The organism is Marinobacter maroccanus, assembly GCF_002933275.1.
In the GTDB taxonomy this organism is placed as follows: Bacteria; Pseudomonadota; Gammaproteobacteria; order Pseudomonadales; family Oleiphilaceae; genus Marinobacter; species Marinobacter maroccanus.
In genome coordinates this window covers 309,468-333,778 of sequence record NZ_PSSX01000001.1, presented here as the reverse complement: position 1 = coordinate 333,778, position 24,311 = coordinate 309,468, and the positions used below count along the sequence as shown (strand labels likewise).

The following is a 24,311-nucleotide window of genomic DNA, read 5'->3' as shown; positions in this document are numbered from 1 at the left end:
ATCAGATACTCCCGATCTTTTCCCGGTTGGCATCAATCCAGGCCTGCAGATCATCTTGAGACATCCATTCCGTGTTGTTGTCACTGGAATAAACGAATCCCTCAGGCACTTTCTTGCCGTCCTTGATGCGCGCAGCATCGGCGCTCCAGTCATGAATGGCTGGGAGGATCTTGAAGTGCTCCGGGTACTCATAGGTGTAATAGGAATCCTCGGCACCAATCATCTGCTCATGCAGCTTCTCGCCGGGGCGGATACCAACGATCTCGTGTTTGGCATCTGGCGAGACCACCCGGGCAAGATCGGTCACCTTCATGGAAGGGATTTTCTTCACGTAGATTTCCCCACCTTCCATATCCTCAAAGGCATGCCATACCAGCTCCACACCCTCTTCCAACGAAATCATAAAGCGGGTCATCCGCTCGTCGGTAATGGGCAACACGCCCTGATCCTTAACCGACATGAAAAATGGAATAACCGACCCACGGGATCCCATTACATTGCCATAGCGCACGACCGCAAAGCGTGTCTCATGGCCACCCGCGTAGGAATTGCCAGAAACGAACAATTTGTCTGAGGCCAGCTTGGTAGCGCCATACAGGTTGATCGGGCTGCTGGCTTTATCCGTCGAGAGAGCGACAACACGTTTCACACCTTTATCGATACAGGCATCGATCAGGTTCATGGCGCCATTGATATTGGTCTTGATGCACTCGAAGGGATTGTATTCCGCCGTCGGAACAATCTTGGTGGCTGCGGCATGCACCACGTAGTCCACGCCATCCAGGGCCCGGTATAGCCGGTCTTTATCGCGCACGTCGCCGATAAAAAAGCGAACGCGGTGATCGCCGGCAAACTTCTTGGCCATCTCCCACTGCTTCATTTCATCCCGGGAGAAAATGATCACTTTTCTGGGATTGAAACGCTCGAGGAGCATGGGGACGAAGGTATGGCCAAAGGAGCCTGTACCGCCGGTGATCAGTATGGAGCTGTTTTCAAACATCGGGTGTCAGGTGCCTCTGGTCTTTGTAGTCAGGCGCGAACGGCCAATAAAATATTTCAGGCAGGGAACCGCCTTATTTTATCAGCCCCGGAAGGAGAAACTGTAAGTTGGCGATCGCCATTACACCAAATCAAGTCCGCCACACCACCGTTATGAGAGAATCCGGTGGGTGCAGTCTTAAGAATCTCAACGATCTCCCAGCAATCAAACTCATGACTTGCTCGTATCAACCGATTCAAGGTTTGCTCCACCTCATCCCACGGCATCGCGACTTCTTTGGCCATCATGATCCGAGGGTGGGCCGTACCCTGCGGGTGGTCCCCTATCAATAACTCTTCATACAGCTTTTCACCCGGTCGCAGCCCAGTGAACACAATCTCGATATCCCCGTCCGGTCGTTCGTCTGTTTTTTCCGTCAAACCCATCAAGTGAATCATCTTGCGGGCGAGGTCGGCAATTTTTACAGGTTCCCCCATGTCGAGAACGAAGACTTCACCGCCCTGCCCCATCGTCCCGGCCTGAAGGACCAATTGGCTTGCCTCCGGAATGGTCATGAAGTAACGGATAATATCCGGGTGGGTCACGGTTACTGGCCCGCCATCGCGAATCTGGTCCCGGAACAGCGGTACCACAGAACCGGAGGAGCCAAGCACATTGCCAAACCGCACCATGGAAAAGATTGTATCTGACTGCCGCTGGGCCAAACCCTGAAGCACAAGCTCTGCAAGACGTTTACTGGCCCCCATCACATTGGTGGGACGCACCGCTTTGTCGGTAGAAATCAGCACAAAGCGCTTTACCCCCGCCGCAATGGCCGCTTCTGCAACGTGGAAGGTACCAAAGACATTGTTTTGAACACCTTCAATAACATTTTGCTCAACCAAGGGCACGTGCTTGTATGCAGCCGCATGGTAGACGGTGTCAATCCCAAAGCTTCGCATTGCCGCCTCGCAGCGGCGACGATGAGAAGCACTTCCCAACAAGGGATGAATTTCTACCCCGAGCGCCTCAGTCCGATTCAAGGCTTGAAGCTCACGTTCAATCGCATAGAGCGAAAATTCTGATTGCTCCACTAAAACTAGCTTGGAGGGGCGGTGCTGAATAATCTGCCGGCACAGTTCCGACCCAATCGATCCTCCGGCTCCAGTCACCAATACCGACTTCCCGTAAAGTCCCTGCGAAACCATCGCGGTGTCAGGCCTCACCGGATCTCTACCCAGCAAGTCTTCAAGCTCAAGGTCTCGGATATCGTTAATCCTGGCAACCCCTGTAACTAGCTCAGACATCGAAGGGACCGTCTGAACTGGAACGGCCAGACTCTCGAGAATTCGCATTAAATCCTTGCGGTCAACTTGCTCAGAATCCTCGATTGCCAATAACACTCGGCACACACCCAGTTCGCGAATTGCCTTATTGATATAATCGAGCGAATAGACCGGAAGATTGCCAATGACCGATTTATGATTGCCCTCTACTGTTGAGACAAACCCCAGAGGACGGTATTCAACGCCCTGAGCCAGGGCCGACGCCAGTTGCATGCCCTTTCGTCCGGCACCAACGATAAGAACACCATCCCTCGAAAGGTCGCTTCGCCGACGTACAATGGTTCTGACACAGAATCGGGTACCAGCAACCAACATAAAGGCAAATGCGCCATAGATTACCGGCACTGAACGGGGAACAAGTGTCTGGAATAGGAATCCGAGCACAATGAGAGAAACGCTCGAGAAAACAACCCCAGTTAAAATTGCAAGGAAGGCGTGCTCACTAATGTAGCGAATAACCGCCCGATATAGGCCAAGCTTTACAAAGGCGCCTATGGTAAGGATCACCGTAGCCAATGAAACCCATAACTGCTTATCCGAGGGCACCCATGCGGAGTTCTCGAAACGCAGAGCAAATGCCGACCAAATGGCGAAAGACAGCAAAAAGAAATCCGTCACCACAGAAATCGCCCGCTTTTCAGGCCTCGACAAATGTAAAGCAAAGTTGATCAGTTTATTTCTCAATCTGAAAACCCTGTTTTATTTCGATGCTTCGGCTAACACATCGGAAAGCACTTCAACCGTCTTTAACATTTCGGCATCAGTCAACGTTGGATGTACCAAAAACATAAGGCTTGTTTCCCCGAGCTCTTTAGCCACGGGAAGTCGGGCGGCGGGAGCCAAACCCGCATCCTGAAAACATTTTTCAAGATACACCTCCGAACATGAACCAGAAAAGCATGGCACACCACGCTCAATCACTGCGGCCATGATCCTGTCACGATTCCAGCCAGCCCTCAGCCGCTCAGTCTCCACGTACACATAACACTTATAACCGGCATGACCAATCTCATCTGGCACTGCAGGTACCCTTAACCCGCTCTGCTTTGCAGCGCTCGCCCAGATCTTTTCGCAGTTCGCCTTCCGAGCACGGTTCCAGTCATGCATCCGCTTCACCTGAATACGCCCGATGACTGCCTGCATCTCAGTCATGCGCCAGTTGGTACCAATACTCTCGTGCAACCAACGAAAGCCTGGAGGATGTTCCCTTTCGTAGACAGCATCCCAGCTTTTTCCGTGATCTTTGAACGACCACATGCGAGACCATAACTCCCGATCGTTCGTGGTGACCATGCCACCCTCTCCACCGGTTGTCATAATTTTATCCTGGCAGAACGACCATGCCGCCACATGCCCCAATCCACCAACCGAGCGACCTTTAAAGGTGGCGCCATGGGCCTGTGCACAGTCTTCAATCAGGTACAGACCATGCTCAAGTGCCAACACATTCAGGGCATCCATATCGCATGGCCACCCGGCCAGGTGTACGGCAATAATCGCTTTGGTCCGTTCGTTCACTAACGGTCGAACTGTTTCGGCAGTGATGTTCTGCGAATCGCGATCCACATCTGCAAAAACTGGCCTGGCACCAGCATTAACAATACACGATGCAGAAGCAAGGAAGCTTCTGGAAGTTACGATAACTTCATCACCACGCCCAATTGCCAACCCCCTGAGAGCGAGGTCCAAAGCAACAGTGCCATTGGCCACAGCTATCGCATGCTCTGTACCTGTAAATTCAGCAAACTCCCTCTCGAATTCCCTTGCCTCCGTGCCAGTCCAGTAGTTCACTTTGTTTGACAACAACACTGACGAAACAGCATCGGCTTCTTCCTGGGTAAATGATGGCCAGGGTGAGAACGTCGTGTTCAACATAAAAACCTAATCCTGAGAAAAAATGGGACTGGCCGGTACACCTGCGACGGTTTGGCCCTCTGGAACATCGTGCAAAACCACGCTTCCCATACCCACCGTTACTTCATTACCTAGATGAATTAACTGTTTTACCGAGGCGCCTGCACCAACCCAAACCTGAAACCCCGTAGACACTCCACCGGCAAGGACTGCGTTCGGGCTCACATGGCAAAAATCACCAATCGAGCAATCGTGCTCGACAACGGCCCCGGTATTTATAATCGATCCGGCACCTACTTGAGCAAAGGCGTTAATCACAGCATTGGCAAAAACTACGACCCCGCTTCCAACATGTGCGTGAGTACTGATAACCGCTGACGGATGGAATACCGAGACAATATTGAGCTCAGCAACCATCAGCTTTCTCTGCAATACTGCCCTGGTCGAGTTATTCCCAATCCCGACAACCACGCCATCGAAATCTCCCCGCTGTGAAATCAAGTCTCCGGTCGAACCAACCACTGGCCAGATGCCATTCCAGGTGACGCCTGGCCAGGCATCATCAAAAAAAACAACGTCGTTCCAACCGGCCGAAACTGCCGTATCGGCAACGACTTTTCCATGCCCACTGGCCCCAAGAATCGCTAAACGCATCAGTTCTTGTTCCCGGTGAACCTGGACGCCGTAGCCGCACCCTCACTACTTATGCCATCCTTCTTCAATACCTTCCTCACCGTCATAATCAGGATCTTGATATCAAGCCAGAAGGATTGGTTATCCACATACCATATATCTAGCCTGAATTTATCTTCCCACGAGATCGCATTGCGTCCGTTAACCTGAGCCCATCCGGTGATACCCGGACGCACTTCATGTCGACGAAACTGTTCTTTGGAGTAGAGTGGGAGATATTCCATCAACAGCGGACGCGGTCCAACAAGACTCATTTCGCCCTTCAGAACGTTCCAAAGCTCCGGCAGCTCATCGAGGCTGGTAGACCTGAGAAAGCGACCAAAAGATGTCATACGCTGCTCATCCGGCAAGGACCGCCCCTCGTGATCAACAGAGTTGAGCATAGTACGAAACTTAACCATCCGAAACGGATTGCCATTTTTCCCAGGCCGCAACTGACTGAAAAAAACCGGTGATCCCAGGTTCGCCCTGACAACCCCAATCAACAGGAAAAAGGCGGGTGCCAAGACGATCAAGAGGATGCCAGCTACTACAATGTCAAAAAACCGCTTAAGCATGAACTGCCTGCACTGCTTCAGATAATACCCTCTCTAGCTGGCCAGCAAGCACTGAGCGATCGAACCGCGTTCGCGCCAGATCAAGAGCAGCTTTTCCAGCTGATTCTACTCTGGCCCGATCATTCAGGAAATTTATGATCTTCTCAGCTGATGCCGAAGCATCATCAGGGGGCACTTCAAAACCGGCGCCTGCCTCCTCAAGAAGCTCGGCCTGCCATCCCCCGTGATTAACAAAAATGGGCCTGCCGGCCGCAAGTGAATCGAAGAACTTGTTGGCAGAGTTATGCCAAAGAGCTCGATTAGGAATTACCAGTGAAGTCGTAAGCGTTGCAGCGTTGAGTAATGCTGGCATCTCTTTTTTCGTAACGGGAGGCTCCATAAAAAAGTTCTTCCCAAGGACCCCGTTTTCCGCGGCTCTTTGCTTAACCTTTTCATACTCCGCCCCATTACCAACCGCCAAAAAACAAATCTTTGGATCAAGCTGGAGCGCTGCTCGTGCTATATCCGCAAAGTAACCGACACCATTCACAAATCCAAATGTTCCGGCATATAACACCAAGGGCCTGTCACCCAGCCATGCACGGCTATCACGAAAGTCTTGGCCCGCCTTCTCCGACACAGCGAACAGATCAAGATCGGCACTGTTGGGAATACAATGCACTCTCGAAGCATCATAGCCAGCTCTGACTACACCCTCACACATCCCGGGAGATAGACCTATCACTCTGTCTGAATTTTTATATGCCCACTTCTCAAGGCGTCTGGCAAGATATTTGGTAATAGGAGATTTCAACACGTTCAAAGCAATTGGAATTTCCGGCCAAAGATCGCGAACCTCGAAGACCAGTGGCACCTTCAAAGTGCGACTGGCCCTAACACCGGGGATAGCAATGGTAAGGGGTGTACTGGTTGCAAATACAATGTCTCCGCTCAATTTCGACGCGTACCTACCAGCCTTCCTTGCGAACGTAGAAAACGCAATCAGCCGCTTGGCAAAACCCATTGTGTTACTGTAGGGAACTGGCAACCAGTGAACATGAATTCCGTCCACCATTTCTTCATACCAATCATTCAAAGCCTCATCAGGGTCGGTACTCGAAGTGACTATATGGACTTCGTGCCCTGCGGCGACAAGGCGACGCGCCATCTCATAGGATCTGGTGCCTCCGGACATTGCGGGAGTACGGAAATACTGATGCAGGTAGATAATTTTCAAGAAAAAAACTCCAAATACTTGTCTGCAACGCGCTTCCAATCGAACCGCCGAATTTCAGTAACACTCCAAGATACGGGTATTCCCTCCGGGAACCGGTTAATCAGCTCAATCACATCGCTGGCAAGAGCATCAACACATTTTGGATCTACCGCCCGGATGAAAGGCACTTCCCACATGCCATCGATACCTTCCCCGATGCTACATATTACCGAGCAGCCTTGAGACAGAGCTTCCAGATAAACCAGCCCAAAGGTCTCCGTAAAAGAGGGCATCACAAACACCCGGGAACGCCGATAAACATCCAACAACTCCTCTGGTTGAAGCCTGCCCCGAACCTCAACAAAATCCGGAATACAGGCATACCCTGTTGTCGCCCGAAGTTCGGACTCGTCTCCCCCAACAAGTACCAGCCTGAAATCAGGCATAGCCGCCCGAACAATCTGGGCAGCATTCAGCAAATTTACTAGATTTTTGTTGGCGTCAAACCGACCGACAAAGCACACTTGTGCAGGACGGGCAATACGTTTTTCAACGATGTTATCAAGCCACCAGTGCGAGAGCGCATTGGGAATTATCTCTACCTTAGAGGCATGAGCAAGCAGGTTGGGCCACTGGGCTTTAAACCGGAGATAGTGGGAGCGGCTAACGAAAGTCAAACCTTCTGAACGCCTTATAGCCCATGCCATCAGCCATCTGTAATGAGGCAACCTGGCAATGAAATAGTTGATGTCCGTGTTTCTTACAACCAGCATATAGCGCATCGGTATGAAGAAAGAATTGAAAAAAGCGAGCGTTCCATCCGACCAGAAATTGTGTGCAATAACATTCAACTTTTTGCCCCGGCCGCCGCATGCTTTACCAGCAGCGCTGAGAAGCGAGTGAACTCTTAGCGACAGTAAAAGAACTTTCAGCAATGGAAAAAACTTAATAACCTTATTATTAAAATAAATAAATCTGAACCGGATATTTACCAATCCTTCAGTATTCTTACCCTCTTGGGCCTTCTCCCTTATCGGAACAATTACCAGCTGATCCTCAAAAGTCTTCGACAACTCAGAGATAACACTCGCGTGCACAGTACTACTGATAAAGTTATTAGAGATATGAATCATAATTTTTCTCTAATCGGCCAACGAAAATTTTTATTTGCCAAACAATAGACTGCATAAACCAAGGCGGTTGGAAGGAATAACCAGATAGCATTACTCAGAACGGAAAATTCAACTTTTGGCAAAATAAACCAAAACCTGACAAATAAAGCTGAGTAAGCAACAACAATTAAAAAACCAGCCTTCTTAACAACAAGATTAAATATAAGCACGCTAACGACACCAAAACTGAATGCCGAAAGAAAACCTCCCAAAAAACCGAAATTTGCTATCATCTCATGAACAACACCCGGGGGGATTCCGCCGACATTATTTGGATACCAAGTATCACTAATACCGTATCCAATATAGGTAGCATCAAAAAACGGAAAAAATGCAGCCATCCAGGCGACAAGAGACTCACCGTAAAGATACGCTTCAACACTTCCGAAGTGATCTTCGTAAACAATCATTGCTGGCAGGTTAGGGACATTACCTTTGCCAAAAATCAATGCCCCAAAATCCGAAAACTTCTCGAAAAATGCCTCAACAACATTCAGATCATTTCCAGCTTGTTCTGCCAGGAAAAGTTCAACACTTACAAGCCTTGCAAAATAAGAAAAGACAATAAGAACGAAAATCAAAGGCACAATCCGCGTTGCCAACCGAAAATACCGCTTTCGATCCCTGGAAAAAAAATATTCCAAACAAAACAAAAATAGCAGGATTGAGAAAGTAAAAAATATCTGTCCTCGAGATAACACGGCAATCAAAGAAATTACCAACAATACCGAAAACAGAATGAATTTTCTTAGTGACCATACCTGGAAGGAGTAGCGATAAAAAACCAACGCCACCACAAATAGGTTGTAACCTAAAGTTGTATAAAAACCCTCATTCACCTGGTCCCGATACCTGGAAACACCAAAGCTGGTGAAATAGGAAAAAGGGTCAACTGGATTATATAGCCAGACATTGTAAGACAAATTTATCAACGCAAATGAGAAACAGATAAGCGATAATAGTCTAATCGCGCCAGCCTGCTTTCCCATCAAGGCAGGTACAAGCGCCCGGTCTTCGGAACCTTCTACGGGCACATTTCTAAAGAGGTAGTAACCTGCATAGAAGCAAAGAATCCACACGGAAACGTAACAAAGGGTCAGTGGCGCTCTTTGCGCTAGTAACGGGAAGCGATGGAGAGCATGCTCTGCTGTCGTAAATCCAGTGAACGCGAGATAGATTCCTGCCAGCGCTAATAGCGCAAACATTACATTTAGCGCGCAAACCGGCTCATACCATTTAAGGTTCCGAGACAGCAACGGCACACACAGAACGATCAATAAAAGAGATGAAGCGAGCGCCGTGTCATAAAAAATACCAAACAAATCAGCAGTGAAAAACGCAGTGGCCACCAAGGATAACGCTACAATAATCGAATACTTCAAGCGAACTTCAAACATGCGACTATTCGATCCAGCGGCTGGCGAGCCTTCTAGCAAGCACCTGCTCGGAAAGGTTTCGCTTCACCCACTCAGAACCCTCTTGGTTAGCTGAAAGTTGGCCATCCCGAAACTGACCGAAAAGCCCATTCAACTTATTTTCCATTGCCCCAACAAAATCAATAGACTCATCCGGCGAGGGAAGCAACTCTACAAACTCATGGGGATACGTGTACAAGACGTACCGTTCGCACAAAAGAGCCTCTCTTACAGTACCACCGAGGGCATCATGACGCACCGCTCTCAATAGAACGACGCACCGCTGGTACTCTGCAAATGCATCTGTCCACCCCAGAAACAAAAGGTTGTCCGGCGGGTTAAGGCACCACTTTCCTTCGCCCCCCATTATCCTGAACTGCAGGTGCGGCATTCTTTTCGCCAAAGCCAGAATTTCATCGCCACAGTAATTTTGATAGTTGTGGTCAGGTACATAGGAAAGAACAGTGAAGTCGTGTGGCCAAGAGCCATGTCCATCATTCGATTTGCGTTCAAACCGTTCTGTAGGAGTAGGAAAGGGAAAGCTTTCGGCGCTGCAGGCAAGGGTCTCAAGCTCATTGACCAACCAGGGGGCTGCGGCGCAATGATGACTCTTTCGGAGGAGTAAACGGGTAATGGGAACCGACCATAGTCTCGAGAACCAACCAGTGGCAGATAGCAAGCCAGCGGTTCTGGGCACATCTGATCCAGTCCAGTAAAACACCAGATTCTTTCCGAGCAAAACATAAAGAAGACAGACCAGATCCAATATCAGAGCTCTAGGCCGTAGCTGGCCGGGCCTGAAGCCAACACGGATGGCAGTATTAACACGGAACATGCCCACTAGCCCAACGACATCTCGCAGTCGAACCTCTGACACAGGAGAACAGACTACCCCCGCGTGCTTCTCCAACAACGCAGAAAGGCGTCTTGTCCACATGTAGGTACCAACTACAGCCACCCTTTTAGCCATAAAGCAGTTTTTTCCCGCAAATACTGAAGGCAAGAATTGTTGGCACGATCGAAAGCTCCCATGAACCGCCTTCAAAGAGAACGTTTGCAACAATCAGCAAAAACACAACGAATGCGCCACTGAGCAAGACAGGGGCAATTGCGCCAGCGAAACTGGCACCTGAAACTCTCATCGCGCTTGCAACCGTAGCTCCGTAAACGAAGGCCCCGCCAATTGCCAGCGAAACCGCAGCAGCCAAGACATCCTGATAGAAGAAACCCACGAACAAAGCAAAACAGCGATTAAGAACGTCCAGACTGCTCAAACCAAACGACCATCTGGTCTTCTGAAGCGAGACGAAAACCATGGCAAGCGGTGAGGCGATTGACCAAAATGCCACCAAAAGTGCCAACCAGGGGATAAAAACGCTGGAGTTGCTCCATTGATCGCCAAGCAGAACTGAGAACAACCAACCGCCGTATATCGCCAAACTCCCATACAGACATACCGCTGTAAGGGTAAGCTTGCGAAATCCGTTTTCGACCGCATTGCGAATTGGCAGATCGTCCTTTTCCAATCGGCTGAACTCAACAAGCAGCGTATCGCTTGCAACCTTCGAAAGAATGGAGTTTGGAATGACTACCATTCGATAAACAAGCAAGAAAATGCCTGCAGATGCTGCGCCAACCGAAATAGCCATACCTAAAGGAAGTAGCTGAAGTGCAAGGGCGCCGAGGAGAGACCCGGGCAGCAGCCATTTCGCTGCGGGCCATTGTTCGCCGAACTCCCGCTTTAAAACAGCAACACTTCGGCCATCTACTTTCTGTAAAACAAACAAAAGTGAAGCAAAGCGCCCCACCAGCTCTCCCCAGATCAATCCAAATATTCCCCAGCCCGCAGCTCCAAACGACGCCTGACCACCAAGAACCCCGGCTGCCTGCACTGCCCGGCCGGCAGATGCGCGTAAAGGTTCATCTGCATTAACTCTGAGGTAATAGAACCCATTAAAAACCGCAACCGCCAGAGTAGCCAATGCAATAAACAGCGCCTCTTCCAACGCAAAAAACGGATAGGCTATCCCTCCCAGAGCCAAGGCACCAACCACCGCGCTCAAAACGACTATCCAAAAGCTGGCGGCCGGGTCTTTACTGGTCGGGATGAGTTGTTCGAAACGAATGGTAACGGCAACAACAGCAATGCCAACAATTGCCAATAAAACCGAGTAGCGTCCGAACTCCTCAGGGGTAAAAAGGCGGGAGATTAGCGGCCCCGACAACATGCCGGTCAATAACGTTATAACCGGACCGAACAGCAACTTCAGGAACCGACTGCGCAGACTCACCCGGCCCTCTTCGCTCGGAAACCCAGCAGAAGGACACCCCCAATAACTGCACCAATCAAAGCCCAAAGTGCCATTCTGGGGGCCCATGTTCGGGGGTGTGAGTAAACTTCGACTTCAGACAACGCTGCCTGGAATGGTTCGATCAAAGGAAAACTATCCGCTGCATTGTGGAACTCCGCCGCCATTTGTTTGAATTCAAACCTCGCGTCCTCCGAAAGGGCTGCGCCGTTTCCTTCCGATAAGGCTTCCAGGCTAGAAGCCTTGCGGGACAACCAGGATTTAACGGCCGAGTGGGCTTGCAGGGTGCTCGTTTCCTGAACGCTCGCTACCCAACGCTCCAGCTCTTGTTCAACAACCGATTCATCGCCACCAACTACCTGGAAGGAAATAGAACGCTGGTTGAGGCCATCTGCATACCCCTTATTCAGGCGGGCGTAACGCTGAATATCTCTGCTGATCGAGCCAGACTTCAACGCTTCATCAATGGCGAATCGAAACAGCGTTCCATCTATCAGCCTGAACCACCCATTCAACAACTCTGCAACAACAACGTCTCGTTGCTCCTTTTTCACTGAGCCTTGGCTGGACAGTTCTGATCTGCGCAATTCGGCCCTTAACAACGAAGGCGGGGCGGCCTCCCAGAACTCATCGAATAGAACTCGCTCATAAAGCTTGAGTGATGCAGTATGCCGTTGGTCACTAAAAACGAGCAGTTGAACGCACCCGATCACAACGCCAATTAGAGCGCCTATGAGGATTGCGCTGGGCCAATGCCAAGCTTTCATCTGGAGGCTACTCTTCCATTCAACCATGCAAGAATTCCTTTCCCAAACTTCTGCCAAGTTTCGACCAAGCGATAGTCATTGATGATAGCTATGCGTATTTTGAATTACCCTTAGGATTCACAATCCAGTAGCTAGCATGTCCAAAATACGCTTACAGGCTCGCCCATCTCCATAGGGGTTGTGGGCCAGGCTCATCGCATCATAAGCCCTTTGGTCAGTCAGCAACACCTGTAGTCGATTGCATATGCGCTCGACATCCGTGCCGACCAGCTCCACTGTGCCCGCCTCCACTGCTTCAGGCCGTTCTGTAGTCTCTCTCATTACCAGCACTGGCTTGCCAAGCGATGGCGCTTCTTCCTGAATACCCCCTGAGTCCGTGAGAATCATGTATGAGCGGCTCATTAAGTATACAAACGGCAAGTAATCCAGCGGCTCGATCAAATGGATATTATCTAATCCCCGCAACAATCGGTTTACCGGCTCTCTTACGTTCGGATTCAGGTGCACCGGGTAAACGATATCCACATTCGGAAAGGCTTCAGCTGTGCGGCGCAAAGCCTCACATATGCGTTCAAAACCGTCACCAAAACTTTCCCTACGATGCCCCGTGACCAGAATCAAACGCCTGCTGCTATCCAGAAACGGAAAATGCTCTGCCAAAGAGCCTGCCAACTCAAAATCTTTATCGAAACGCTCCACAATCTCGAACAGCGCATCGATCACGGTATTGCCGGTAATGTGCACATCACTGTGGGCAACGCCTTCTGCCATCAGGTTATCGGCAGATTTTTGCGTTGGCGCAAAGTGCAGCTTTGCCAGCGCGCCGGTGAGTTTCCGGTTTGCCTCCTCCGGCCAGGGAGAGTACAGATTGCCGGTTCGCAAACCCGCCTCTACATGCCCAACCGGTATTTGCTCGTAATAGGCTGCGAGAGTAGTCGCAAAGGTTGTTGCCGTATCTCCGTGTACCAACACCACATCAGGCCGGGCTTCCCTCAGCACCTCCTTCATGCCCTGCAAGATCCCGGTCGTTACATCGGTAAGGTCTTGCCCCGGCTTCATGATGTTCAGATCGTAATCCGGCACCAGTTCAAACAAAGACAATACCTGATCCAGCATCTCGCGATGCTGGCCGGTAACGCACAGTAAGGATTCGAAACGCTTATCTTCCTGCAAGGCCAACACCAGGGGCGCCATCTTGATGGCTTCCGGGCGGGTACCAAACACCGTTAATACTTTCAAACCTGTCTCCCTACTCGTTCTCTAGCGATGGCGTTCACGCCCGGCCACTGGCAACAACATCAATCACACAACCCGGAGCGATGGCCGAATAGTCCAGCCCCCGGAACTGCTTGTGCGACACAAGGATGACACAGATGTCTGCCTTATCAATCGCTGCATCGGCATTAACCAGGGAGCAACCTTCCAGAGACCCGGGCACCTCCTGAATATTGGGCTCCACCAGCAGCAAAGGCTGTGGGAGCTCTTTATGAAGCTGCTCAGCGATTGCCAGAGACGGGCTTTCCCGCAGGTCGTCAATATCCGGCTTGAACGCCAAACCAAATACCGCCACCGACACATCACTGGCCGAGCGGCCAGGATTCTTCACCAGGAAATCCCCAAGGGCAGACTTAACTTTTTCAATTACCCACTGTGGCTTGCCATCATTCACTTCCCGGGCAGTGCGGATCAACCTGGCTTGCTCCGGCGTCTCGCTCACAATAAACCAGGGGTCCACTGCAATGCAGTGCCCACCAACACCCGGGCCAGGTTTCAGTATGTTCACCCGTGGGTGGCGATTTGCCAGCTCAATCAACTCCCACACATCGATCTCCAGCTTATCGCAGATCAGTGACAGCTCATTGGCAAAGGCAATGTTCACGTCCCGGAAGCTGTTCTCTGTCAGCTTGGCCATTTCCGCGGTTCGGGCGGTCGTCTTTACGCACTCGCCCTCCACAAACAGACTGTAAAGCTCGGCAGCAGCGTCTGAGCATTTCGGTGTCATGCCACCGATCACGCGATCATTGGACACCAGCTCCCGGATAACATGGCCCGGCAAAACCCGCTCGGGGCAATGGGCAATACGGATATCCGACGCCTCCCCACCCGTTTGCGGAAACACCAGATCGGGGCGCGCCTCCGCAAACCACTCAGCCATGCGTTCCGTGGCCCCAACGGGAGAGGTAGACTCAAGAATGACCAGATTCCCCTTCTCCAGCACTGGCGCTATCGCCTTAGCAGCAGACTCTATGTACTTAAGATCGGGAACGTGCTCTTTCCCATCTTCCGCCTTGAACGGCGTAGGTACCGCAATCAGAAAGGCGTCCGCAGGTTCCGGATCCAAGGTGGCTCTCAGGTAGCCCTCCTTCACAGCAGCATGCACAATCATGTCCAGATCGGGCTCTACAATGTGAATATCCCCACGGTTGATGGTATCCACAACTTTCGGGCTAACATCCAAGCCGATCACCTCACAACGACGGGAAGCAATCACCGCCGCCGTAGGCAAACCAATATAACCAAGACCAACCACAGAAATCCGGTTGAACGCCATTCAGACAGACTCCTTAAAAACGAAAGAAAAAGACAAAATAGAAAGGAAGGAAAGAAAACAGAGGGGTATTCAAGCCTTTCGCTTGAACTTCAGCTTTTCACGCAGCAGCAACCAGGCAAAAACCGAGTTGGTAACCAGGTAACGCTTCCACATGCGCCCCGGCTCCTGAAGTACACGGTAAAACCACTCCAACCCGGCTTTCTGCATCCACACAGGCGCCCGCTGGACCTTGCCCGCAACCACATCAAAGGTACCGCCAACGCCCATTACAAAAGTAACGCCCAGCCGGTCTCGCCATTTATTGATGAAGTTCTCTTTCTTGGGCGAGGTAATGGCCACAAAAAGAAGCTGTGCTCCGGAAGCGCGAATGCGCTCGACCATTGCCTCTTCATCATCCCAGAAATACCCGTGGTGATAACCAGCAAGTTTAAGATCAGGATATTGCTGCTGGACGCGGCGCGCCGTTTCCGACACCACCTCATCCTTCGCTCCCAACAAAAACACCGAGTATCCCTTCTGCGCACTCATCGCAAGCAATTCATGGAAAAGGTCAACGCCGGCAACACGCTCGGGCACATCATGCCCCAGCATGCGAGCGCCCAAAACCACGCCCATTCCATCAATATTGATGATGTCGCATTCTCGAACGGAGGCATCGAGTTCCGGATCTTTGCGCATATTTACGAGTTTGGCGACATTCACTACCACATGCTGAGTGAAACGCGCGCTCGCCAGAGCCTCGTCAATGGCACCCACTGTTTCGTCCATGGTGCCCACATCCATCGGGCAGCCCAATAAATCAATTCGATGCATGTTCAAACTCTGCCCGGAAACGATTGTAAAAAGAGAAGGAACAGTAAGCCCAGGCCTGTGTCCATCGCATGTAATTTATCCGATTGGTGAGGTGGCGAGTCTTCTGGTAAATAAAAAGCCCGGTAGACGGTCTGTACATCAGCTCAATCGCCCGCTGTATTACCTTCTCACAGAATGCGAGATCCTCCGCACGTCCGCCTACCTTCAGCAAGGTGAAAATAGCCTGAGCAAAGCTGTGCATATCGAGCGGATACAAAGAGTTATCGTAATACTTTGCGGTTCCATCAGGCTCGAAAAAAGTTTCTACGTAGTGCCGGTAGCCCTTGGCAATACACTCATCAAACTCGTCAGTCTGCACCGCTTCGCGCAAAAGATTTAGCGCCTCGAGGTTATACCCGGTGTGGAACCCGTCTTTGAATTGATGGTGATGCCGGGCCCCATACACCCACGAACCGTCATCCAATTGTTCCCTCACAGATTGACGAGCAACCTCAAGGGCCTGCTCTACTAATGTTTCATCTTCTAGCGCCTTGCCGGCAAAACCGCACCAGGCGGCGCCCCAAAGACTGGCATTGTGAACAAATGCCGATTCACCGGGAATATAGGCGTAAAAGCACCGTCCATCCGCCTCGGTGTACAAATGCCGGGAGATGAATCGGGCGGCATCCAGTGAGGCTGCTACGAAGGACTCGTTCCCCGTAACCTTGCCGAGCTCAAACAATGCCCGGGCAACGTAACAGGTAGTAATGATATTTGGCTTACCCGCAGGTACGTAGAATGCGCGAGCCTGCCAATCAAAGTGATAGCCCCAGCAACTGTGCCCCCACTCATCAAGGTTACTGCGCTCTTCCAACAACCACTGAGCCAGCTCACTGGCTTCTGCCAGCAGCTCACCTTGCCCAGTGCGATGATAGTCGTTGACCAACCCGGAAATAACCAATCCTATTCCCTTTGGGTTTCTTCTTCTGGGCACACCCAACAAGGGTCTCAGATTAATGGGCGAACGCTTCCCCAACTGAAGCCAGGCCAACCTTATAAAGCTGTTTTTGTAAAACGGAGTGGCGGATAAGAGCCGGCTATTCAGGGAATCGAAGGGATCAAATCCCGCGAAGTCTTCCTCACGCAGCTTGTTCAGCAAGCGGAAGTTCAGCAATATAAGTGAGTCCATAATTGAATTGGGGCGTGCCTGCCCCCGGCTTCCCTTTATTCAGCGTGGGCAAGTACAGAAGGATCAACGTTCATTGGCATACCGCAGGCCAGCGACTCTACGGCCATTACCGTCGCCAGACTGGTTGCCATAAGGCACTCATAATCCACACAGGGTTTACCTTCCTTCAGACCATCAAGCCAGGCGGCGAGCATGGATTTCTGGCCTTTATCCTGCACACCCAACTTTTTCCGTTTGGTACCGGTATCACCTGTAAACAATACCAGTTCTTTAAAGTCATGAATCTGCGCTGAGCGCCCGCCACCGAAAACCTCAATGTACTCCTTGGCCATGGCCTTGGAACCATCGGCCGTGTAAGTAATGTTGGCCACACTGCCATTGTCGAAAGTTAAAGACAGACAAAGATTATCATTGAGGAGTGCCGATTTTTCGGCTTTTCCTGTACCAACGGCATAGACGGTCTTGGCGTTACTGCCCACCAGAGCAGAGGCAAGATCAATAAAGTGACACCCCTCGCCGATCATCCGCCCGCCGCCGATCTCTGGGTCCTGGATCCAGTGGTCTGCTGGGATGTGGCCCGCGTTAATCCGAATATTCACCACAAGAGGGCTTTTAATACCAGAAAAATGCTCAGCCGCCTGGCGGGTAGCCGGCGCAAACCGACGGTTGAACCCGACCATCACCTGAGCCGCCGCACACTCTGAGTGCGCACGATGGATATCTGCCAATTCTTCAACAGACATCGCCATCGGCTTCTCAACATATACATGCTTGCGCGCATACAGCGCATCCCGAACGGCAACGCCATGGGTGTTATGGCGGGTAGTAATCGCGATTGCATCCGTGTCCGCTTCCAAAAGTTCTTGAAAACTCCCGGCGCAGAAACCGAAGCCAAACTGACTGGCAACACCCTGCGCAGAGCGCCCACTAGCAGTGACCAATCCACTGAAGCTGACCTTTCCACTGGATTGCAAGGGCGGCAGCAAACTGGCGGTTGCGTAATTTCCCGCTCCGTAGAACGAGAGCTTTACCTTGTCACCGGAGACCTTCTCCGGTGCAACCGGGATCCGTGATGACTCCGCCGGGTCAAAGGGCTCCGGATCGTACTGAAGAAGAATGCCCAGGTAGGGCTCGGTCTTGTCTCCTTCAATCAAGTCGTAGGCTTTTGCCGCATCATCCACCGGGAACCGGTGCGTGATCAGACTTTTTATATCCAGCTTGCCCTGTGAAACCAGACTAAGAAACGTTTCCATGTTCCGCTGCTCTGTAAACCGCACATACGCAAGCGGATAATCGTTGCCGTTTTCCTCATAGAAGGGATCGTACCGGCCAGGACCATAAGACCGGGAGATGACGACACTGATTTCCTTCTTGAAGAAATCCTCTCTGGGTATGTCCATGCGAACCGCACCGACAACCACCACTCGCCCCTTCTCACGAGTAACAGCACCACACATTTCAATGATCGCATTGCTGGAACTGCCTGCGCACACCAAGACGCCATCAACCCCATGGCCACCAGTGAGGGACTGGCAAACACGTTCCACATCACCGCCGGGAGCCACTCCAACAGCACCAAAACCCTCAGCGCGCTCGACCAAGGAAGAGTCAAGATCTGTACCAATTACATTACAACCGTTCGCCCTCAATAGCTGCAAAGCAATTTGGCCAAGCAAGCCAAGTCCAACAACCAGGAACGTTTCGCCCAACAAGGGCTTCGCAAGACGAACGCCTTGAAGCGCAATGGATCCAACGGTCGTAAAAGCCGCTTCCTCATCAGACACATTGGAAGGAACTTTTACTACCAAGTTCTTTGGTATAGCAACGAAATCAGAATGATTGGCGTAATCAGCGCCACCGCAAGCCACGCGGTCACCAGGCTGAAGACCCTCAACGAAACCTCCGGCGGCTACAACGGTCCCTGAACAGCTGTATCCCAACGCAGAGGGAGAGTCCAAACGAGAATTCACCGTTTGCAGAGTTTTCTGAAGGCCTTCGGTTCTGACCTTGTTAACCACCTGCTTAACCAAGTCCGGGCGAGCTTTCGCCTTTTGAAGCAAGCTCTTTTTACCCATATCAATTTTCGTTTTTTCAGTGCCGGCACTGATGACAGAGGTCGAATTCTGAACTAAAACGAAGTTATCGAATAGCGAAGGAATGGGAACATCGTTTACCTCAATTACACCGGTTCGCAGCGTTTGGGTTACCTGCTTCATAAATACCCCTGATTATCCAATGAAATTAGCGTTCTTTAATAACCCGAGCTGGAACACCCGCCGCTATACAAAAGGCTGGCACGTCACCGGTAACAACACTTCCTGCTGCTATCACGGCACCTTCTCCAATCGTAACGCCCGGCAAGACAATCACGTTGGCACCAATCCAAACGTCATCGCCAATGTTAACTTCCGCATAATTGTGACCCGAGCCAAAAATCTGACCTTTGCCTTCTGGAATTCGATGGTTTGCAGATAATATTTGGGATCGGTAACCAATTAGCACCCTATCGCCTATCAATACTCCGCCGTTCGTGGTGATAATCACGCCAAGAGCGAGGTCAACGTCATCACCAACCACCAAGCCCTTCCCGGGAAATATCCAAGTATTCGGATAAATAACAGGTCTCGCCCCAATTTTCGCGCCAACCACGCTAAGAATCAAAGCCTTTAATCGACTAAAGAAAAGAACTCTGGGTAGATTAAACACAGTAACCAAAAGAAACTCATATAACGCGACAAGTATTCGGCGAATCATAAAAAGCTCGCATCCTGTGGTTTTCCGGAACGCCGCGCAACGTCAATAACCTGAAGGTATTCCTCAGCTTTCCTGATCGAAGACGGATATTCTTGCAGAACCTCCCGGCCCTTCTCTATAGTCCGTTTGATGAGAATGGAGTCAGAAATTACTGAAAGAATTTGGTCCACACAAACGTCCAACGATGAAAGGTCTAGGTATATAGCCCCATCCCGACATGATGAGCGAGACCAATCAGAATCTGTAACCATCAAAGGTTTCGACATGGCCCAAGCCTCAACAAAGTTATTACTAAAGCTTTCTAACACACTGAAGCAACATAAATAATCACAAACATCAATAACGCCAGCAACATCTTCGGCTTTAACAGACCCGACATTTAGGAAATAATCGGACACGCCCAATGACTTCGCTCGGCAAAAAACAGATTCCAAATACGGACTACTTTTACACGTTAAAATAAATTTAAAATCAATGCCTGCACTACTCAACTTTAACGCTATATCCGGCAACACATGTAAGCGTTTATTCGGATGAGGCCCGCATAGAAATAAAAACTTATTACTTAATTTACGCTCGGCTATCAGATTAGCGGCCGGGGAAGCCTGAATCATTTCAGGGGAAACTAAAGTACTGGGTGACATATTTACTACAAAGGTCCTCTTCCTTGGTATTCCCATTTGATTAATTGCCTTTTCGCGAAGAAGCTCAGTTTCAAAAATAAAATAATCCAAGCTACGATACCGAGCAACCCTATACCTATCCTTCACCTTTTTAAACATTCTCTTCAGAAACGACAAATGAGCCCAAAAATCAATATCAGGATACAGAACATTCGATATTGCCATACCACCAACGTTTAAAGAGTACTTTTTTGACAATAGCATTGGAGGACCAAAAATCGAAAAAACAACATCGCCTTTCTTTACGAAACGTATTGAGAAAAGCTCAAACAACAGCTTAGATATCACATTTTTCTTAATTGCGCGATGCTGTATCCCATGACGCTTACACATTTCATGAATACTGGTACCCTTATATACTAGGGCACAAACATTTGTGAAGTCGTACTTTAAATTGACAAGCGAAGATAGAAAACTCGCGGAGTTTTGGTAGCCACCACCATCTGGCGAATACAGAAAGTTAAAATATAGCATAAGAGAAGGGCACCTAATTGAGAATTCATATTAACACGATTACTAAATATCTCTTCAGACCTCTACACCCCAGCCTGATCAGGTTCACTTTTTGCTTTAAAAACAAAAGAAAGGTAGGTGACAAAAATAAACCCATCAATATTACGTGGCCCCACATAAACGGGAAAACCAAGGTAAATATTTGGAGCTTGCCCCATAAATTCAACAACAGTAGCAGTGACAGCGACCAAAAAATTTGTTGCGATTAATACGTTGAAGACTAGGAACCAAACACCCAGTCGAACAATCAGTACTTGGGCACTTGACCCTGCAACCCAACCGCTTGGCATACGAAACAGGACATAGAAAAATATTAGGGATATTGGAATACCAAAATTTACAAAAAAATCAGTTATTAAATTACCAGAGTTATAGTTAGCAAAATTCGAGAAAATTAAAAAATTCTTCTGCGCATCAACACTATTCAAAGGACCTATACCGAGAGGATTCTGCGCAATGAGCATTAAAGCGGCTTGGGTCTGGTCAATACGGTAAATCAAATTTGCCGTAATTGTCGGAAGTGGGAGCCCCAAATTTTCCGAGAGAATCTCTGTCATATATGTCAACTCGGAAGTGTCCCCAAATCTAGAATCTATATAACCTTTCAACAGAAAACCTAGAAAAATTGAAATTCCAGAGCAAAGAAAGAAGGCCTTTCTTTGCTGATACAACCAAGACTGTTTCAAGCTCTTATTAAATAGCGAAGAAAAATAAAAACCCAGAACCATTAAAAACACAATTGCGAAAAACAGAAGCGTCGCACGAGTAAGAGTGAGAACTATTATAGCTACTGCGACAATTATAACAAACAACCCGAGGCGCTGAGCTACAACCCTTCTCTCAATACCATAAGCAATTATAAAAATGTTCAACATATATGAGAACGACAAAAGAGCGGGCTCATCAAACAAACCAGTGATACCGCCTTGGCCAATTCCAATTTTCCGTGAAGCAATTGCATTAAGATCAATTCCTCCCGCAAGCGCAATTTCAAGGCCAACAAAACCAATACTCAAAATCATCTGAAAAAGTATTGCCTTTACTAATGTGTCGAGCTGCAATCTTCTCAGAATAGAAAAGTATACCAATATTTCGAAAACATAATACTGGAGATAAGAGTTTAATATCCCCTGGTCGACATTCCAGATGACTGCATTTGAGGCAAGCGCGAGGATAACCAATAATGGGATAATGAAATCAATTTTGATCGGCCGACTAGCCAGCAAAAAAAAATAAACTAACGTCAATACAAGAGAAATGGGTGTAATAGAAAAATACTTAAGATCTATTGCAAAAACCTTCTTCAATTGTATCAACAAAGGATATAAAGCAATAAGATAAAAGCCTACGGCATTTAAGCCAATCCGTTCACGGCTTACGACTTTAACCTTCATCATTTCAAAGAAGGGACTTCAGATATCTTTTGAGCGAAGCAAAAATCGCTAAAGGAAAAAGAACTGTTCCATTGTGCTTCCAATAAATTTTTAACTCCCCTTTAAAAATTGCCCACCTATTATTGCTAAAATTATTATCGTGCTTCCTCAGAAACAGTAGAGATTCCCTTAAGACGGTAAATCTGTATCCTTCTTTCAACAAACGAATCCACATATCGAGATCCTCGAACGGCAAGCTGTTATCATAACCTTCAGTCTTTCTTAAGGCGGTCATTCGAAGAAGTGCCGAAGATGCGCAAAGCCAGGAGCGCCCATAGTATTTCGAAAAAGTTAGAGTCTTCTCCAAGGGATACTCTACTTTAGCTGAAATATTCCCCATTGCATCAACAATCTCATAACCAGAAAACATTGCCGCCACATCAGAATTCTCAGCACTCATCTTATCCACTTGCAAAGACAATTTGTTCTTTTTGATCATATCGTCTGACGCTACGATGGTGAAGTATTCGCCATTGCACCACTCTAGAGCTTCATTAAGGGTTTCACACAGGCCCTTATTTTCCCTGCTCCTAAACTCGAACCGTTTGAATGTCCGAGTGCATTCGGGAATTAATTCTTGAATTTTTCTATTAGACCGATCTTTCGACCCATCGTCGATAATAATTAATTCAATGTTGTCGTAATCCTGAGCTATGATACTGCTTATGCAGCCCTGAATATATTCTTCATGATTGTAGCATGGTACAACAACGCTTACTAAAGGCTTGGTCAAATTTAGGCTATCTTCTTTTTGCGTTTGCATTTCTCAGGGCCACTTAGCTTTTAAGAAGAAATTTTTAATAATTTTCGGATTTTTTAGATCTTAAAAATGGATCAAAATCATAAAATTAAATCTTAGACCTGTTTAACTAAAACTCGCGCAATGAACACTCCCATTAGAATCCAGTAAACCAGATAATTAACCGCATGCGCGAGTGCAACCCCCTCTAAGCCGATCTGGTCGGTAAAGATTACTGTTAATCCATAGAACAATGCCGCAAATGTAATTTCAGAAGTAATAAACAGTGTAATCATTGCCTTGCTCAACATGACATAAGCGAGTATCCAACCACCAATTTTTAATGTATCCCCCAACATTTGCCAGGCGAATAGGGACTCCATCTCCAAAAAGTCCGGAGTAAAAAGAACGTGAATGATAAAATCCCGCAGCAGATAAATTATCAAGGCAACAGCTGAAGCTAGCGGTAAGATTACTTTGTACCCTTGCAGAATTTCTCGCCTAATGTCCTTTTTATTTTTCAGCTCTGCTAATTTTGGAAGGTAATACACGCTTAGAGTGGTTGTAACGAGCATCAAATAAGCGGTGCTCAGACGCCACATAGCTTCCCAATACCCTGCTGCATCCCACCCAAGAGTTTGGCCAAGATGGTTGCGAATCAGAATGTGGCTTACAGGAACAGTGGCTGCGCTTGTGAGCGCCATTGCAGTGTACTTTGCAAGGTTCTTGGCCGTAGGCCGATCCACCCTTCCAAATAGGTAGCGAAATTTAAACCACGGCGCTTTGTAGGTCAGGAGTAGCGTGACAAAGAAAGTGAGTGACTGATAAATTGCCAATGCCACTAAAGCGCCATATAACCCTAGCTGGATAGCCATAATGCTGGTAACAGCAAGGGAGAACAGACTACCGGCAATGTTAGCTATAACGTAACGCTGTATTTCTTTTTTTCCATTGAGAATAGCCAGCAATAACGTATTGAAGACAAACAATACCAAGGTAAGGGCAAACCATATGAACACACTACCTAGAGAATCGTCTTTTAAAAACGAGGCGGCCAACTGTCGATTAAAAATAGTTACCAATAACGATGTAGTCAGTGAACCTATCAACGCTATTGTGCCGGCTGTACGCCAAACGGTGTGTTGACGCGCTTCGTCCTCATGGTACTCCGCCGTGTACTTTGTAACGCCAGTATTGAGGGCGCCACTTGCAAACGTGGTAATCATCTGTACTGCGTTCTGGAACTGGCCCAGAGCTGCATACCCGGCAGGGCCAACATAGATTGCAAGGATCTTGTTTAACCCGAGCAGGGTTAGCATCTTTATGATTACCGCAATACCATTAAGTAGGCTGGTCTTGATAAGTGTCAT

20 protein-coding genes and 1 pseudogene are annotated in these 24,311 nt (G+C 48.9%); all 21 read right to left on the bottom strand.

What is annotated here, in order from left to right; genetic code table 11:
• Position 1: 1 nt before the first annotated feature.
• Positions 2-1,000 (bottom strand): UDP-N-acetylglucosamine 4,6-dehydratase (inverting), encoded by a 999-nt coding sequence (gene pseB / locus KEHDKFFH_RS01530; RefSeq protein ID WP_104320286.1) that lies wholly within the window; start codon positions 998-1,000, stop codon positions 2-4.
• 56 nt (positions 1,001-1,056) lie between these two features.
• Entirely contained in the window at positions 1,057-3,009 is a 1,953-nt protein-coding gene (locus tag KEHDKFFH_RS01525; RefSeq protein WP_104320285.1) for a polysaccharide biosynthesis protein, read from the bottom strand.
• A gap of 15 nt (positions 3,010-3,024) precedes the next feature.
• Positions 3,025-4,200, bottom strand: a complete 1,176-nt coding sequence (locus KEHDKFFH_RS01520; protein WP_104320284.1) for a DegT/DnrJ/EryC1/StrS family aminotransferase — start codon at positions 4,198-4,200, stop codon at positions 3,025-3,027.
• A 6-nt stretch (positions 4,201-4,206) separates the two neighbouring features.
• Positions 4,207-4,833, bottom strand: a complete 627-nt coding sequence (locus KEHDKFFH_RS01515) for an acetyltransferase (protein ID WP_198412724.1) — start codon at positions 4,831-4,833, stop codon at positions 4,207-4,209.
• On the bottom strand, positions 4,833-5,429 hold the full coding sequence (locus KEHDKFFH_RS01510; RefSeq protein WP_104320282.1) for a sugar transferase: 597 nt from the start codon (positions 5,427-5,429) through the stop codon (positions 4,833-4,835). The genes KEHDKFFH_RS01515 and KEHDKFFH_RS01510 overlap by 1 nt, the downstream gene beginning before the upstream one ends.
• Complete coding sequence (locus KEHDKFFH_RS01505; protein WP_104320281.1) at positions 5,422-6,645, bottom strand: glycosyltransferase family 4 protein; 1,224 nt, start codon at positions 6,643-6,645, stop codon at positions 5,422-5,424. The genes KEHDKFFH_RS01510 and KEHDKFFH_RS01505 overlap by 8 nt, the downstream gene beginning before the upstream one ends.
• Positions 6,642-7,757: a glycosyltransferase family 4 protein gene (locus KEHDKFFH_RS01500; RefSeq protein WP_104320280.1), complete on the bottom strand. Its 1,116-nt coding sequence runs from the start codon at positions 7,755-7,757 to the stop codon at positions 6,642-6,644. Before KEHDKFFH_RS01500 ends, KEHDKFFH_RS01505 begins: the two co-directional genes overlap by 4 nt.
• A complete protein-coding gene (locus KEHDKFFH_RS01495; protein ID WP_104320279.1) occupies positions 7,754-9,193 on the bottom strand; it encodes an oligosaccharide repeat unit polymerase in 1,440 nt (479 codons plus the stop codon). Before KEHDKFFH_RS01495 ends, KEHDKFFH_RS01500 begins: the two co-directional genes overlap by 4 nt.
• Positions 9,194-9,197: 4 nt before the next feature.
• The gene (locus KEHDKFFH_RS01490) at positions 9,198-9,977 is read right to left on the bottom strand and encodes a glycosyltransferase family protein (protein ID WP_146084184.1); all 780 of its coding nucleotides are present in this window, start codon (positions 9,975-9,977) and stop codon (positions 9,198-9,200) included.
• Positions 9,978-10,173: 196 nt separating this feature from the next.
• Positions 10,174-11,502 (bottom strand): oligosaccharide flippase family protein, encoded by a 1,329-nt coding sequence (locus tag KEHDKFFH_RS01485; RefSeq protein WP_158253174.1) that lies wholly within the window; start codon positions 11,500-11,502, stop codon positions 10,174-10,176.
• The gene (locus tag KEHDKFFH_RS01480; RefSeq protein ID WP_104320276.1) at positions 11,499-12,314 is read right to left on the bottom strand and encodes a hypothetical protein; all 816 of its coding nucleotides are present in this window, start codon (positions 12,312-12,314) and stop codon (positions 11,499-11,501) included. Before KEHDKFFH_RS01480 ends, KEHDKFFH_RS01485 begins: the two co-directional genes overlap by 4 nt.
• 90 nt (positions 12,315-12,404) lie before the next feature.
• A complete protein-coding gene (gene wecB / locus KEHDKFFH_RS01475) occupies positions 12,405-13,481 on the bottom strand; it encodes a non-hydrolyzing UDP-N-acetylglucosamine 2-epimerase (RefSeq protein WP_241956404.1) in 1,077 nt (358 codons plus the stop codon).
• Between the two features lie 79 nt (positions 13,482-13,560).
• Positions 13,561-14,838 (bottom strand): UDP-N-acetyl-D-mannosamine dehydrogenase, encoded by a 1,278-nt coding sequence (wecC, locus tag KEHDKFFH_RS01470; protein WP_104320274.1) that lies wholly within the window; start codon positions 14,836-14,838, stop codon positions 13,561-13,563.
• 69 nt (positions 14,839-14,907) lie between these two features.
• Positions 14,908-15,651: a WecB/TagA/CpsF family glycosyltransferase gene (locus KEHDKFFH_RS01465; protein ID WP_104320273.1), complete on the bottom strand. Its 744-nt coding sequence runs from the start codon at positions 15,649-15,651 to the stop codon at positions 14,908-14,910.
• A complete protein-coding gene (locus KEHDKFFH_RS01460) occupies positions 15,638-16,804 on the bottom strand; it encodes a glycoside hydrolase family protein (RefSeq protein ID WP_241956403.1) in 1,167 nt (388 codons plus the stop codon). The genes KEHDKFFH_RS01465 and KEHDKFFH_RS01460 overlap by 14 nt, the downstream gene beginning before the upstream one ends.
• A gap of 50 nt (positions 16,805-16,854) precedes the next feature.
• Positions 16,855-19,035, bottom strand: coding sequence for a bi-domain-containing oxidoreductase (locus KEHDKFFH_RS01455; protein ID WP_104320271.1), 2,181 nt, complete (start codon positions 19,033-19,035; stop codon positions 16,855-16,857).
• 28 nt (positions 19,036-19,063) lie between these two features.
• Positions 19,064-19,216, bottom strand: a pseudogene (locus tag KEHDKFFH_RS20545) (DapH/DapD/GlmU-related protein); the annotation flags it as partial.
• 353 nt (positions 19,217-19,569) lie between these two features.
• Positions 19,570-20,730 (bottom strand): glycosyltransferase family 4 protein, encoded by a 1,161-nt coding sequence (locus KEHDKFFH_RS01445; RefSeq protein ID WP_104320269.1) that lies wholly within the window; start codon positions 20,728-20,730, stop codon positions 19,570-19,572.
• Positions 20,731-20,792: 62 nt separating this feature from the next.
• Positions 20,793-22,166: a hypothetical protein gene (locus KEHDKFFH_RS01440; protein ID WP_104320268.1), complete on the bottom strand. Its 1,374-nt coding sequence runs from the start codon at positions 22,164-22,166 to the stop codon at positions 20,793-20,795.
• Position 22,167: 1 nt separating this feature from the next.
• Positions 22,168-22,965, bottom strand: coding sequence for a glycosyltransferase family 2 protein (locus KEHDKFFH_RS01435; protein WP_104320267.1), 798 nt, complete (start codon positions 22,963-22,965; stop codon positions 22,168-22,170).
• 92 nt (positions 22,966-23,057) lie between these two features.
• Entirely contained in the window at positions 23,058-24,311 is a 1,254-nt protein-coding gene (locus KEHDKFFH_RS01430) for an O-antigen translocase (protein WP_104320266.1), read from the bottom strand.

Coding starts and splice junctions, on each gene's coding strand:
- KEHDKFFH_RS01440 (WP_104320268.1), bottom strand. CDS start 22,166: ATGATGAAGGTTAAAGTCGTAAGCCGTGAACGGATTGGCTTAAATGCC.
- KEHDKFFH_RS01500 (WP_104320280.1), bottom strand. CDS start 7,757: ATGATTCATATCTCTAATAACTTTATCAGTAGTACTGTGCACGCGAGT.
- pseB (WP_104320286.1), bottom strand. CDS start 1,000: ATGTTTGAAAACAGCTCCATACTGATCACCGGCGGTACAGGCTCCTTT.
- KEHDKFFH_RS01520 (WP_104320284.1), bottom strand. CDS start 4,200: ATGTTGAACACGACGTTCTCACCCTGGCCATCATTTACCCAGGAAGAA.
- KEHDKFFH_RS01430 (WP_104320266.1), bottom strand. CDS start 24,311: ATGACACTTATCAAGACCAGCCTACTTAATGGTATTGCGGTAATCATA.
- KEHDKFFH_RS01455 (WP_104320271.1), bottom strand. CDS start 19,035: ATGAAGCAGGTAACCCAAACGCTGCGAACCGGTGTAATTGAGGTAAAC.
- KEHDKFFH_RS01435 (WP_104320267.1), bottom strand. CDS start 22,965: ATGCAAACGCAAAAAGAAGATAGCCTAAATTTGACCAAGCCTTTAGTA.
- wecB (WP_241956404.1), bottom strand. CDS start 13,481: ATGGCGCCCCTGGTGTTGGCCTTGCAGGAAGATAAGCGTTTCGAATCC.
- KEHDKFFH_RS01515 (WP_198412724.1), bottom strand. CDS start 4,833: ATGCGTTTAGCGATTCTTGGGGCCAGTGGGCATGGAAAAGTCGTTGCC.
- KEHDKFFH_RS01495 (WP_104320279.1), bottom strand. CDS start 9,193: ATGTTTGAAGTTCGCTTGAAGTATTCGATTATTGTAGCGTTATCCTTG.
- KEHDKFFH_RS01445 (WP_104320269.1), bottom strand. CDS start 20,730: ATGCTATATTTTAACTTTCTGTATTCGCCAGATGGTGGTGGCTACCAA.
- KEHDKFFH_RS01480 (WP_104320276.1), bottom strand. CDS start 12,314: ATGGTTGAATGGAAGAGTAGCCTCCAGATGAAAGCTTGGCATTGGCCC.
- KEHDKFFH_RS01510 (WP_104320282.1), bottom strand. CDS start 5,429: ATGCTTAAGCGGTTTTTTGACATTGTAGTAGCTGGCATCCTCTTGATC.
- wecC (WP_104320274.1), bottom strand. CDS start 14,838: ATGGCGTTCAACCGGATTTCTGTGGTTGGTCTTGGTTATATTGGTTTG.
- KEHDKFFH_RS01465 (WP_104320273.1), bottom strand. CDS start 15,651: ATGCATCGAATTGATTTATTGGGCTGCCCGATGGATGTGGGCACCATG.